Below are 13,536 nucleotides of genomic sequence, written 5' to 3'. Positions count from 1 at the left end.
CCGGCCGCCCGACCGAGGGAGACATTGCAGTCGCATCGTGAACGGGGTACGGTCAGATGCAATACAGTCGTATTGCAACGAGAGCGGGCCCCATGCACGTGATCGCGTTGTCCGAGGCGACCACCCAGATGCTCGACCTGGTCGGGGGCAAGGCCGCCGGGTTGGGTGAGCTGATCCGGCGCGGTGAACGGGTCCCCGAGGGCTTCTGCGTCACCACCGAGGCCCACCGACTCGGCGTCATCCCGACGGCCGAGGTCGTCGCCGCCTACGAGCGGCTCGGGGCGGGCCCGGTGGCGGTGCGCTCCAGCGCCACCGCGGAGGACCTGCCCGACGCCAGCTTCGCCGGGCAGCAGGACACCGTCCTCAACGTCACGGGCGCCGCCGAGCTGATCGCCGCCATCGAGACGTGCTGGGATTCGCTGCACAGCGACCGGGCGACCGCCTACCGCGACGCCCGCCAGATCGATCATCAGACGGTGCGGATGGCCGTCGTCGTGCAACGCATGATCACGCCCACGGTGGCGGGGGTGCTGTTCACCGCGAACCCGCTGACCGGGCGTCGCGACGAGATGCGGTCGACGCCGCTGCCGGCCTCGGGACGACGGTGGTGGACGGCGCGGCGACCGTCGACCACTACGTCCTCGACGGCGCAGCGAATGTCGACCACCACGTCGACGGCGCAGCGAATGTCGACCACCACGTTGACGGCGTCCCACGCGACGACACGGGATGCCTGACGTCCGCCCACCTGGCCGAGCTGCGGGCCACTGGCGAGCGGTTGCAGGCCCACTTCGGCTCCTGACGAAGACCGGGTCCACGCCCGTGGACGAGCTGCGACTGTACGCCGACGACCCGGACGGCCTCCTGCGCAGCGCGCGCGGCGCCCCCGCGAGCACCACCGTCAGCCGGTGACCGCCGCCGCGCCGGCGGGGTGTCCGGGTCACCCACTGTGAAACGATCGAGGCCATGCCCAAGAAAGTCGATCACCAGGAGCGACGCACCCTCATCGCGGACGCGCTGATGCGGGTCGCCGCGGATCAGGGCCTGGAGGCCGTCAGCCTCCGTCACGTTGCTGCCGAGGCCGGCGTGTCCGCCGGCATGGTCCAGCACTACTTCCGGACCAAGGACGAGATGATGGCGTTCGCGATGGCGGTGGTCCGCGAACGCGGCCAGATCCGGGTCACCGAGGCCCTGGCGCGCCTGGGCGAGAACCCCGCCCCCCGGCTGCTGCTGCGCACGATGATCGCCGCGCTGTTGCCGCTCGACGACCGGAACCGTGACGACGGGCGGGTGGCGCTGGCATTCCTCGCCTACACAGCGGTACGACCGGCGTCCGCGACCGGTCTGCGCGCCGACACCATGCAGCTGACCAGTTTCATCGCCAGCGTCCTGCCCACCGGCGACGCCGCCGAGGCGGCCGGCCTGCTCGCGCTGATGGAGGGGCTGGGCCTCTATCTGCTGGGCGGGCAGTACACCGCCGAGCAGGCGCTGGACGCGCTGGACGCCCAGCTGGACCTGCTCTTCGGCTCGTCGGCGGCCGCCTGAGCGGTCGCGGTCGCAGGTGTGCCCTCAGCAGCGCGGCACGTTCGGGATGTACCCGTCGTAGCCGGTCAGCACGAAGGCGTCGGAGACGTAGCGGTTGGTGCCGATCCGGTTCCAGACGGAGGTCGTGCCGTACGGGCCGGTGACCGTGCTGCCGACGGCCTGGCAGTAGACGGAGACGGTGGCGCCGTCGGCGACCGAGCCGACGACCGGATAGCTGGCACCGGGGCCGGAGCGCACGTTGAGGCTGGACGCCTCGGTGTTCACAGTGCCGGAGCCGATGCCGGTGACCCCGTTCACCAACTGCATGTAGTAGGTCCAGTTCCAGTTCGGGCCCGGGTCGGTGTGGGTGGCACCGGGCACCTCACGGTGGGCGATGATGTGCGCCCGGTCCCTGGGTATGCCGTACTTCGTGGTGAGGCTCCGGGTGAGCGCGGCCGAGGCGCGATACATCGCATCGGTGAACCAGGCAGGGTTGTCGACGAACCCCTCGTGCTCGATGCCGATCGACTCGGTGTTGTAGGTCCAGTTGCCGGCGTGCCAGGCGATGTCCTTCTCCCGCACCGACTGGGTGACGGCCCCGTCGGAGGAGCGGAAGGTGTAGTGCGCGCTGGCCTTTGCCGCCGGGTTCTGGAACCAGCTGACAGCGCCGGCGTACGAGCCCTGCGTCATGTGGATGACGACGCGGGTGACCGGGTGGCTGCCCGGTCGACTGGCCACTGTGTAGTTGCTCGTGCTGGCCGGCGCCCACGCGGCCGGCCCGTAGTCGGTGCTGAGGGTGCCGATCCCGCCGAGCACGGCGGCCCGCTCCAGGCCACCTCGCCGGGGCGTTACCGGCCGCCCGGCCACCGCCTCGCCGCGCCCGGTGAAACCCGCACGCAGCAGGTCGTAGACGGTGTCCGCGTAGAGCCGCGCGACCGACGGCTCGCTGGCGCCGCCGTACCGGGCGACCGGTCCGAACCAACCGTTCACGTCGTCGCGCGCGGCGGCGGTGAGGCCCGCCTGATCGGCGTACGAGCGCAGGACGGCAGCCGCCCCGAGCACGTTCGCTGTGGGTTCGGTACGCAGCGCGGCCGGGCTGAGCCGGGTGAGCGCGGCAGCCTCGTCCAGGGTGCGCACCCCGGGGTTGCTCGCCAGGTGCATCAGCCCGTGGCCGCCCGCCGCGCTCGGTGTGCTGGCGTGCATCTCCAGCCGCGACTCGGCGTAGCCCAGCGCCACCAGGAGGTCGCGCGGAACGTCGTACCGCGCGGCGGCGGTGTCGAACGCGACGGCCAGCGGGGCGGCCGTCACTGGCGTGCCAGCGGGATCCGCGACGGCCGGTGACGCGACTGCGACGACTCCGGTCAGGGCGGTGGTCAGGGCGAGCAGGAACCGGCCTCGGTGGAAGCTTCGAACGGGCATCAGCTCTCCTTGCGGTGACTGAGGTTGGCGGCCGGTCAGCCGCCAACCTCGGTGGTCGAACTCGTCAGCACCAGCCGTTGATCGGACCGTTCACACCGGTCGACAGGTAGGCGTCGGAAACCCAACTGCCGTCGCTCAACCGGTTCCAGAGCGCCGTGGTGCCGTACCGCCCGGTGTGCGAGGTGCCGTTGGCGGAGCAGGAGATGGTGACGGTGGCGCCGTCGGCGACCGAGCCGAGCGAGCCATAGCCGGTTCCCGGCCCGGCACGTCGGGTGAGCACCCCGCCGCCGTTCGCGTCGACCACCCCCTGGTTGAAGCCGAGCGCGCCGTAGTTGTAGAGGCCCGCCCCGGCACCGGCCCAGGCCGACCCGTGCCGCGCCCCGCCCTGGTAGGCGGCGGCGCCGTTGGCCAGCACCCACTTGCCGATGTCGTGGCCGGCGATCGGCACGTACGCGCTGTTCTGCCGGAGCCCGAAGTGGACGTGCCGGCCGTAGGCCGCGCCGCCGCAGGTCACGTCGGTGCCGGTGTTGCCGAGGACCGCGCCCTGGCCGACACCTGCGCCGTTGACGGAGATGCTGTTCCACAGGTGGTAGTAGTCGGTCGAGTAGCCCCGGTCGTGGATGACACGGATCCACCCCTGGCACATCGTGTACGCCGTTCCGGCCCGGGCCGCGCGGACCACCTGGTCGCCGCCGGCCAGGTCGACCGAGCTGTACGGCGACTCGCTTCCGCCCCAGCCGTGCGGGCCACTGGTGAGCGTCCACGTCTGGCCGACGCCGAACGGCAGGGCCATCCCGGTCCGGTAGTCGCCGCCCGCGTACATCGGGGCCGGCGTGGTGGTGAGCACGCTCCGCTCCTGACCCGTCATGAGGGGCGACTCGGCGGCCAGTTCGCCGAAGGCGGCCTCTCCGTCGAAGGCGATCCGCCAGCCGGCGGACTCGGAGCGGGCGAGGAAGATCGACCCGGTCGGGTGGGCGTCCTCCTGTCGGGGCGCGAGAGCGACAGCGGTGCCGAACGCCCAGCGGCCGCTGGTGCGGCTGACGGTGATCCGGGTTTCCGGTCGCGCGTCGGCCGTGGACAGCTGGGCGGAACCGAGCAGCTTTGCGGTCACCGCTGCGGTGAGCGCGGGGGTGACGGCCGCAGCCGAGGCGCTGGGCGCCGCCCCGATCAGGCTCGTGACCATCAACAGGGCCGCGGCTGTGCCGCCGACCAGTCGTCGACCGTGTCTCATCGTGGCCTCACTCTCGGATGGGTTTTCGGGCCGCCGGTTTCCGCCACGGGTGCCTCCTTCCGGATGACAACCGAGAGACAACCGTCGATATTGACGCTGATTGTTATGTAGCAAATCGTCGAAGTCAACGCACCCATCGAAGGTTTTCTACATCCCTGGATTCGCGCCAGTGCGGGCCGGTTTGGCGCACTGCACGGCCCGTGCACGAGGATTGCGTGATCCGGTCGCGCGTGGCACTGTGCGGAACGCCGGTACCGGAGGGGGCGAGCGCAGATGTTGACTCTTCAACGGGTGTCGGTCGGCTACGGCGACGCGCCGGCCGTCCTCCGGGACGTGTCGGTGACGGTCCGTCCGGGTCGGGTGCTGGCGCTGACCGGTTCGTCGGGCGCCGGCAAGACCACCCTGCTCAACGCGATGGCCGGGCTGCTGCGCCCACGAGACGGCACAGTGACTGTCGACGGGCAGGCGCTCCGCGACCGTGATCACGCGGTTGCGCAGCGGATCGTCCTCGTCCCGCAGGACAACGGTCTGGCCCCGATCCTCACCGCGACCGAAAACCTCCAGGTGGCACTGGTCGCCGGCGGCGTGGCAGCGCCGGAGGCCCGCCAGCAGACCGCAGCGATGTTGGATCGGCTGGGTCTCACCGGCCAGGCCGACCAGTTGGTCGAGGAACTGTCTGGCGGCCAACAGCAGCGCACGGCCATCGCTCGCGGTCTCGCGCTGCGCGGCGGCCTGCTGCTGGCCGACGAGGTGACCAGCGAACTGGACGCGGGCAATCGGCAGCGGGTTCTGGATCTGCTGCACGACGAGGCATGCCGGGGTGCCGCCGTCGTGTTCGCCACCCACGACCCGGAGGTGGCCGCCGCCTGCGAAGCGGAGCTGCACCTCGTCGAGGGCCGGGCGGAGATCCTGCGCGACTGAGGCCCCGAATAACCGGCAGGTCTCAGTCCACCCGCACGGGGCAGCGGGCCTGCGGCCGAGTCAATACCGTCGGCGTTGATGCTGACCGTCATCTGGGGCGCGATCGCGGCCCGCCGTGCACAGGCCATGGCCGTGCTGCTACTCGCGGTGCTCGCCAGCGCCGCCGCAGCGGCCGCACCGACCTACGTCGCCGCGGCCGGGCAGGCCCTGTGGCGCTACGAACTGTCCACCGCGCAGCCGAACGAGCTTCGGATGCGACTCGCCGATCCCGTCGAATATCCGGGGATGCCCGGCGATCCCACCAGGACGATGTTCGCCGGCAAGGTCCGGCAGTTGACGCCGGCCGGTTTCGACGTCGTCCTGGGCGCCCAGAGTGGCGGTGTCGCCGCCGGTCGCGCCGGCACGGTGACCTCGAACCTGACCTATCGGGCGGGGGTCTGCGAACGTGTCACCGTGACCGGCGCCTGCCCCCGGGTCATCTCCAGGGGTGAGCTCCCCGAGGTCATGGTCAGCACGCACACCGCCGCGCGGCTCGGTGTCGCCGTCGGGGATCAGTTCACGTTCGGCGCGGTGCCGGTGCGGGTGGCCGGCATCTACCAGCCGCTGGACGTGAAGGACCCGTTCTGGCTTGGCGAGGAGTTCATCCGGCCACCCCCGGCGGACTCGACCAGCACGTCGATCCCGGGCAGCGCCGAAGACGCCATCTTCAGTGCCGAGTCCTCGCCCCTCGTCGACGAGCAGGTGATCCTTTTCCGGTCGACGGCCGATCTCTACGCCACCGAGCAGTTGCTGGACAGTCGATCGATAGAGGACCTCCAAGCGGCGATCGCGGTGCTGGAGCGCGACGGGAGCCGTGAGGGCCTCGGGGCCGGCACTTCCCTGCCCAGTCTGTTGGACCGCGTCACGCTGCAACGCGGGCAACTGGCCGACGGTGTGGCGCTGGGCGCGGGGCTGCTCGTCCTGCTCTGCTGGCTGGTCCTCTTCGTCGCGGTCGGCTCGGCGGCCGACCAGCGGCGACCGGAGCAGGGCCTGCTCCTGCTCCGCGGGGTGCAGCGCCGACGACTGTGGGCGCTGGCGATCGGCGAGCACGCCGTGCCCGTGCTGGTCGCGATTCCCCTCGGCTGCCTGGCCGGTCTGGCCGCTGCCCAACTGCTCGCCGCGCACACCCTCCCGACCCACGTCGACGTCGTGGTGGACGCGACCACGATCGGATTCGCCACCATCGGCGCCGTCGGCGCACTCGCCGCAGTGCTGCTGGCCCAGGCTCGGATGATGTCCGCGCCGGTCGTCGACCTGCTGCGCCGGGTGCCGACACGGGTACGAGGATGGCGGGCGACCATCGGTGACGTCGTCGCGGTGTCCATCGCTGTGGCCGCCGTGGTGCAGTTACGCTCCGGCGGATCGCCCAGCGGCCTCGCGCTGGTGGCACCGGTCGCCGGAGCGCTCGCCGCAGGTGTGCTGCTGGCGCGGGTCGCGATGATCGCCGGAGCCGCGGTGGGTGCGCAGCTGCTCCTGCGTGGCCGGACGGCGGTCGGCCTCGCCCTGGTGCAGGTGGCCCGGCAACCGCGGTTCCGACCCCTGATCGCCCTGCTCACCGTTGTCGTCGCAATGCTCGCCTTCACCGTCGCGACGAGTGAGGTCGCCTCGGCCGCCTACCGCGACCGGGCGGCCGTCGAGGTCGGTGCGCCCCGCGTCGTCGAGGTCGACGCGACCTCCCGTTCACACCTGTTGACAGCCGTGCGGGCGGTCGATCCCGAGGGCAGATTCGCGATGGCCGCCGTGGTGTCGGGTTCGCCCGACGCGGCCGGCACGCCGCTGCTGGCCGTGGACTCCGACCGACTGGCGACGGTGGCCGCGCCGCATCCGTCCTACGGCGTGTCCCTGCCGGACGTCGCACGACAGATCCGCCCAGCCGCACCGGGGGCACCGGTGCAACTGCGAGGGCGACAGCTCGTCATGGCTCTGTCCGCAGACTTCGACGCCGAGGTCTTCGCCGGGTATCGGGTCCGCCTCGCGATCACGATCTCCGGCCGGAACGGCACCCGGGTGGTCCTCCCCCGCGACGACATCCAGCCCGGCCAGAAGGATTACTTCCTCCAGGTGCCCGAGTGCGCGCAGGAATGCCGGCTCGTCAAGATCGAAATCGACGCTCCCGTGGTGGTCCGGAAAGTCAAGATCCACTTCGAGGAGCTGCGCACCGCCGAAGCCGACGGCGGAAGCGAGACTGTCGTGCTGACCGGCGCGCAGCTCGCCGATCTGCAACGGTGGCGGCTGCTCGATCCGAACGACACGTCTCTCAACGCCGCGAGCGGGACCAAGGCGGGGCTGGTCCTCGATATCCCCGAAGCCCGGCGGGCAAGGCCGGCCGGCGTCGGTGTCGTCGATGCGCCGTTCCCGCTGCCCGTCTACCTGACCCGGTCGAAGGGGACGGGGCTCGGCGGGTCTCATCCGTACGACGGTGTCGACGGGACACCGACCAACGGGTCGGTTCGAGGCCTGGCCGACCGCCTGCCGCGGCTCGGTGGCTCCGGCCTCATCGTCGACCTGGAGTACGCGGACCGACTCGCCGTCGCCAGCCAGAACGGCAACGAGGAGGTCTGGTTGGCGCAGTCGGCTCCCGCAGACGTCCTCGACCGGCTTCGCGCACAGGGTCTGGTCGTGCGAGGTGAGAAGACGATCACCCGCGTCCGAGAGGACTTCGATCGGCAGGGAGCGGCGTTGGCGCTGCGCTTCAACGTGTTCGCCGCGCTGGCCGGGGTGCTGATCGGGGCGGCCGGCCTGGTGGCGACGGCCTCCGCCGAGCAGCGCACCCGGGTGGCCATGCTGGTGGCGCTCCGTCGGCAGGGGTTGCCACCAGGCGCCGTGCGTGGCGGCTACGGGTGGCCGGTCGTGTTCGCGGTGGGGTCGGGTGCTCTCGTCACCCTGGTGATCTGGCTCCTCACCCGGGGCGGGCAGCGTCTGTTCAGTGACGGCCGTTCACCGGTCCCGTTACCCGACTGGCCGGACGTCGGCCGGCTGCTGTTGTTCGCGGTGCCGGCCGTCATCCTGTTCGCCCTCACGGCGGTCGTGCTCGGTCGGATCGTCGCCGCCTCGGTGCGCCGCCGGAGCGGTCGATGACCGCCGCGCGGCAGGACGAGCCGGTGACCGCCGCACAGCCGGCCGGGGGTGTGGCGGTCACCTGCCATCGGCTGATCCACATCTACCCCACCGCCACCGGTGACGTCGTCGCGCTCTCCGGCGTGGACCTCAACATCGCAGCCGGCGAGATGCTGGCGCTGGTGGGTCCGTCCGGCTCCGGCAAGTCCACGTTGGTGGCCATCCTCGGTGGGCTCATGCAACCCTCCGCCGGGCGGGTCTACGTCGGCGACCACGAGCTGTCCCGACTCTCGTCCAAGGGCCTGGCCGCCCTGCGCGGGGCCACGGTCGGCACTGTGCTCCAGGGCGCCGAACGCAACCTGCTGCCGTACCTGTCGCTGTCGCGCAACATCTGGCTGGCACAGCGACCCGCGGCGCGCCTCGCCGGACGCCGGCTCGACCCACCGGAGGCGATCCTGGACCTGGTCGGTCTCGCCGGTGCCGGCGCACGGCGGGTGAGCGACCTGACCCCGGGGCAGCGCCAGCGGGCCGCTCTGGCGCAGGGGCTCGCCGCCGGGCCCGGCCTGCTCCTGGTCGACGAGCCGACCAGTCAGCTCGACGTGGCCGGTCGCGACGAGGTGCTCGCGGCGCTGGCCACCGTCAACGCGGAGCGGGGCACCACGGTGGTCGTGGTGACCCACGACGGCGAGGTGGGCGCCCATCTCGGCCGAGCGGTCACCATCCGCGACGGCCGGGTCGGCGCCGAGGGGCGTAACGGCCGGGACTTCGCCGTGGTGGCCGGTGACGGGACGATCCAGTTGCCGCCCGAGACGTCGGCGGCCTTCCCGGCCGGGACGTTGTTCGAGGTCGACCACAACGATGAGTCGATCACTCTCCGTGCCGTGGCCGCCCCGTCCCTCGGCGGAGACGACGGGGTGGCCAGCGCCAGCGGTGAGGCTGACCACGCCGTCTGAACCTGGTTGAACGCGTTGCCGTCGTTGTCGTCGGTGCAGCACGTTCCGTCAGGTGAGTGGGGACGGCGACTCGGCCCCGGGGATCACCAGCTTCGGTGCCCCTGACCCGTCGGCCGGGACGCTCCACACGTCCGGGCGGCCGTCGCTCTGCCGCAACGTGTAGGCCAGCGTGGCGCCGTCGAGCCAGGCGGCCTGGTCGTCGACGCTTGTCGTCTCGGCCGTCGCGGTGACCCGCATGGTCGCCAGGTCGAGGACCGAGAGACGCCAACCCTTCGCCGGGTCGGCGTCGATCGCCTCCTTGAACGCGAGCCGGGTGCCGTCCGGTGACAGCGACGGGCACTCGACGTTCTCCGTCAGCGTCTCGACCGTACGGGCCGCGAGATCACCCCGCACGAGATACCTCCTGCCCCCGGTCGACATGGTCGCGTAGAAGCGGTTGTCGTCGGCGGTGAAGGTGACACCCCAGTAGTTGACGTCCGGGTGGCGGTAGCTCCGGCCGTCCCGGGTGATCGCGAACTCCTCGAGCGAGGCCAGCGTGGTGCCGGTGGTGGTGTCGAGGATGCCGGTGCGGGTGGAGAAGCCACTGGAGGCGTAGGAGTCGCCACCGACGAACGTCGTCCAGGAGACCATCCGGCCGGAGGCCGAGACCCGGGCCCGGTTCGGCAGGCCCGGCACGCTGATCGCCCGCGTCTCGCGCAGCGCCGCGTCGAGCACGACCATCCGGTACGACCACGCGGTCTCCGGCTTCAGGCAGACACCGGTGCCGGCGGCGGCGTACACCCGGAGGCATTCCAGGCCGGAGACCGTACGCGACCCGGCGGGGTCGGCCGTCGCGACGGTGGACACGTACCGGTCGGTGATCGCCAACAGGCGCGGGCCGGGTGTCAGGGTGACCGCCTGGTCGCCGGCGGCGGGAGGCGGCGGTGGGGCAGGTTCCGCCGCCATGGCCACATAGCCGGCCGCCACACTGCCCAGCAGCACGGCCGAGGCGACCACCACACCGATCTTGGCTCGGGTCGACATCGCGGTCATCGGGGCACCTTCCGGGTGATCAGGCGGGACGGGGAGGCCAGCAGGAGGAGCGTGCCGACCAGGACCCCGGCGACGGCGACGGCCGCCGCGCGGATCGCGTTCTCCGGTCCCCACGCCTGCCAGGCGAGACCGAACAGGACGGAGGAGACGAGGTACGCCAGTGCCTGCCCGGTCTGCACGAGCGCGATACCGGTGGTCCGCAGCCGCGCCGGCAGCACCGGGCCGGCGAGCGCGATGAGCACGCCGTCGGTGGCCGCGTAGAACGCGCCGTACAGGGCCAGCGTCAGCGCGATCAGGGGCCAACCGTCGACCGGACCGGCCAGCAGCAGGTACGTCGCGCCGAGGGCGGCGTAGCCGCCGATCACCACGGGCAGGCGGCCGACCCGGTCGGCGAGTACGCCGAGCGGGGCGGCCAGCAGCAGGTAGGCCAGGCTGGTCCCCACCGCGAGTAGTGGAAACCAACGCAGACCGAGGTCCTCCCGGCGTTGCAGCAACAGGTAGACGAAGCCGTCGCCGATGGTGGCCAACCCGAGCATCGCCGCGGCCAGCACCAGTCGGCGGGCGGGCCCGCCACGCAGCAGACCGAACGCCTCGCGCACGGAGACCGTCAGGTCGCTCGGCTGCTCCGTCGGCTCACCGGCCGGACGCTCGCGGACGAAGAGCACGAGCACGACCACGGCCAGGGCGGCGACGCAGAAGCTGGTGACGAAGACCGCGTCGTAGGACTGCCCGACGACCAGCAGGACCGCGAACGCGGCGAGCGGTCCGAGGAACGCCCCGAAGCTGTCCATCGCCCGGTGCACCCCGAACGCCCGACCCAGCGCCTCGGGTGGGCTGGAGAGCGTGATCAGCGCGTCGCGCGGAGCGCTGCGTACTCCCTTACCGAGCCGGTCGACGGCGATGACGGCGCCGATCGCCGGTATCGACCGGCCGGCGAGCAGCAGACCGAGGTTCGCGACCGCCGAGAGCGTGTAGCCGATGCCGGCGATCAGCTTGCGCCGCCGGAACCGGTCGGCGGCGAAGCCACCGACGACCCGCAGCAGGGCGGTGGCGCCGGTGTGGACGCCGTCGAGCACGCCGAAGGCCACCGGGCTGAGTTGCAGGCCCAGCACCAGATAGAGGGGCAGGACGGCGGCCACCATCTCGGCCGAGATGTCGGTGATCAGGCTGACCGTGCCGAGTGCGACGACGTTGCCGCTGACCAACGCGAACCGCCGACGCCGTGGTCCGGGTCCGGGTCCGGGTTCCTCGGCGGCCGGCCGGGAGACGGTCGACAGGTACACGAGCATCTCCTCGGGTCGACGACTGACGGTCAGCCATCGTGGCGACCGGGTCGGAGGGGCCGCAAGGGACGGTGGGCGTCACGCAGACATGCGACGGATGAACAGGTGAAGAACATCGAGAAGTTTCGCTGTTTGAGCGTACTGTTCATCTGGCGGCAGTGCGTCGGTTCATCGGCCTTCCTACATTCCTTGCGCTCTCCACCCGCAGAGAAGGGGTCCTGGATGGACATTCGATTCGCCCGCCCACCGCTGACGCTGGCAACGGCCGCGGTGCTCGTCGTCGCCAGCGCCGCCGTCGTCCTCACCGGCTCGGTCGCGGCGTCGGCGGCCAGCGTGACGTTCACGCCGGTCGCCGACACCTACGTCCAGAGCGACACGGCCTCCACCAGCTACGGCACGTCAACGCAGATCGTGGTCGACAACTCGCCGGTGCGGCGCTCGTTCCTGCGCTTCACGGTGAGCGGCGTCAGCGGCACGGTGACCGGCGCCAAACTACGACTGCGCACGATCAGTGGCAACAGCGGCAGCGACGCCGGTGGCACGTTCCGCCGCATGTCCAACACGACGTGGTCGGAGACCGGCACCACCTGGAACAACCAGCCGGCCATCGACGGGGTCACGCTCGGCACGGTCGGCGCGGTCAGCGGCAACACCTGGTACGAGGTGGACGTCACGGCGGCGGTCACCGGCAACGGCACGTACAGCTTCGGTGCGACCTCCTCCAGCGGCGACGGCGCCTACTACGACACCCGCGAGAGCGGGGCCGACGCCCCGCAGCTGGTGGTCACCACCGGGACCACGCCGCCCCCGTCCGGGGACCCGGTGTTCGTCGGCGCCGGCGACATCGCCGACTCGGGTTCCGGCGACAGCGCCACCGCGACGCTGCTCGACAACATCCCGGGGACGGTCTTCACCACCGGCGACAACGTCTACGACAGCGGCACCGCGTCGCAGTTCAGCAGCTACTACGAGCCCACCTGGGGTCGACACAAGACGCGCACCCGCCCGTCACCGGGCAACCACGACTACAACACGTCGGGAGCGACCGGCTACTACAACTACTTCGGTACGTCCGCCGGCCCGAGCGGCCGCGGCTACTACTCATTCGACCTCGGCAACTGGCACATCGTGTCGCTCAACTCGAACATCAGCATGTCGGCCGGCTCGACCCAGGAGCAGTGGCTGCGCGCGGACCTGGCCGCCAGCAGCAAGCCGTGCACGCTCGCGTACTGGCACCACCCGCTGTTCACGTCCAGCTCCAACCACGCGCCGTCGACGTCGACGCGTCCGCTGTACCAGGCGCTCTACGACCACAACGCCGACGTCGTGGTGTGGGGGCACAACCACGTGTACGAACGGTTCGCGCCGATGAACCCCTCCGGCGGCGCGGACGCCAGCCGGGGCATGCGCAGCTTCGTCGCCGGAATGGGCGGTGCGAGCCACTACGGCTTCGGCACCATCCAGCCCAACAGCGAGGCGCGCAACAGCTCGGCGTGGGGTGTCCTGAAGTTCACCCTGCACTCCGGCAGCTACGACTGGCAGTTCGTGCCGGTGGCCGGGCAGACCTACAACGACAGCGGCACCGGCAACTGCCACTGACCGCGTGATCCCGCTGCGTCGTTTGCGGCGCAGCGGGATCGTCTCGCGCTCGACCCTGCGGCGTTTCGGTGTCGCCTCCCTGGCAGGTCCTGGGTGTGTCCGGCTCCTGTCGAGCTGCCCCGGATATGGGGCAGCGCCGACCGGATCGCCGCGAGCACCACAAGCACCACAAGCACCACAAGCACCACAAGCACCACAAGCACCAGCGCACCACGAGCACCGACCACCGCGACCACCGCGAGCACCAAGAGCACCGCGAGCAGCCGGAGCAGCCGGAGCACCGCAGAAACCTCCGCAGGATGCGGTCCATATCTGGGGCAGCTCTACAGGACCACCGACAGATGGGGTGCACCCCGCGGGGCGGCTCAGGCAGCGGCGCGGGAAGCCCTCAACCGGCGTGCCGGGCGCCGGCGCGGGGCCGAGGCGGGCACGGTGTGTCTACTGACAGGCGGGCACGGTGTGCCTACCGACCACCCAT

Annotated in this window: 10 protein-coding genes; 6 read left to right on the top strand and 4 right to left on the bottom strand. The window is 71.5% G+C overall.

The genetic code is table 11. The features are described 5' to 3' along the window. Positions 1-92: 92 nt before the first annotated feature. On the top strand, positions 93-737 hold the full coding sequence (locus CLT68_RS15990) for a PEP/pyruvate-binding domain-containing protein (RefSeq protein ID WP_486482195.1): 645 nt from the start codon (positions 93-95) through the stop codon (positions 735-737). A 229-nt stretch (positions 738-966) separates the two neighbouring features. Further along, on the top strand, positions 967-1,545 hold the full coding sequence (locus CLT68_RS15985; protein WP_099851835.1) for a TetR family transcriptional regulator: 579 nt from the start codon (positions 967-969) through the stop codon (positions 1,543-1,545). A 24-nt stretch (positions 1,546-1,569) separates the two neighbouring features. Here the strand turns inward: CLT68_RS15985 and CLT68_RS33810 are convergent, their stop codons facing one another. Continuing rightward, a complete protein-coding gene (locus tag CLT68_RS33810) occupies positions 1,570-2,943 on the bottom strand; it encodes an N-acetylmuramoyl-L-alanine amidase (protein ID WP_099851834.1) in 1,374 nt (457 codons plus the stop codon). A gap of 64 nt (positions 2,944-3,007) precedes the next feature. Next, entirely contained in the window at positions 3,008-4,174 is a 1,167-nt protein-coding gene (locus CLT68_RS15975; protein WP_486482194.1) for a M23 family metallopeptidase, read from the bottom strand. A gap of 273 nt (positions 4,175-4,447) precedes the next feature. On the opposite strand from CLT68_RS15975, the gene CLT68_RS15970 reads away from it, so the two are divergent. The 3 genes from CLT68_RS15970 to CLT68_RS15960 all read left to right on the top strand — a co-directional run bounded on the left by CLT68_RS15970 (position 4,448) and on the right by CLT68_RS15960 (position 9,144). Further along, positions 4,448-5,095, top strand: a complete 648-nt coding sequence (locus CLT68_RS15970) for an ATP-binding cassette domain-containing protein (protein WP_099851831.1) — start codon at positions 4,448-4,450, stop codon at positions 5,093-5,095. A gap of 78 nt (positions 5,096-5,173) precedes the next feature. After that, on the top strand, positions 5,174-8,212 hold the full coding sequence (locus CLT68_RS15965) for an FtsX-like permease family protein (protein ID WP_099851829.1): 3,039 nt from the start codon (positions 5,174-5,176) through the stop codon (positions 8,210-8,212). Then, complete coding sequence (locus CLT68_RS15960; RefSeq protein WP_199177064.1) at positions 8,209-9,144, top strand: ATP-binding cassette domain-containing protein; 936 nt, start codon at positions 8,209-8,211, stop codon at positions 9,142-9,144. The genes CLT68_RS15965 and CLT68_RS15960 overlap by 4 nt, the downstream gene beginning before the upstream one ends. A gap of 48 nt (positions 9,145-9,192) precedes the next feature. Here the strand turns inward: CLT68_RS15960 and CLT68_RS15955 are convergent, their stop codons facing one another. Then, positions 9,193-10,176, bottom strand: coding sequence for a PD40 domain-containing protein (locus CLT68_RS15955; RefSeq protein WP_099851828.1), 984 nt, complete (start codon positions 10,174-10,176; stop codon positions 9,193-9,195). After that, positions 10,173-11,465: an MFS transporter gene (locus CLT68_RS15950; protein WP_099851826.1), complete on the bottom strand. Its 1,293-nt coding sequence runs from the start codon at positions 11,463-11,465 to the stop codon at positions 10,173-10,175. Before CLT68_RS15950 ends, CLT68_RS15955 begins: the two co-directional genes overlap by 4 nt. Positions 11,466-11,681: 216 nt before the next feature. Between CLT68_RS15950 and CLT68_RS15945 the strand changes: the two genes are divergently transcribed. After that, positions 11,682-13,058 carry a CBM96 family carbohydrate-binding protein gene (locus CLT68_RS15945; protein WP_099851825.1) on the top strand — a complete coding sequence of 459 codons (1,377 nt, stop codon included), beginning with the start codon at positions 11,682-11,684 and terminating at the stop codon, positions 13,056-13,058. Positions 13,059-13,536 lie beyond the last annotated feature (478 nt).

The sequence above is a fragment of the Micromonospora sp. CNZ299 genome, from assembly GCF_002754415.1.
This window is presented reverse-complemented; position numbering and strand designations above follow the sequence as displayed.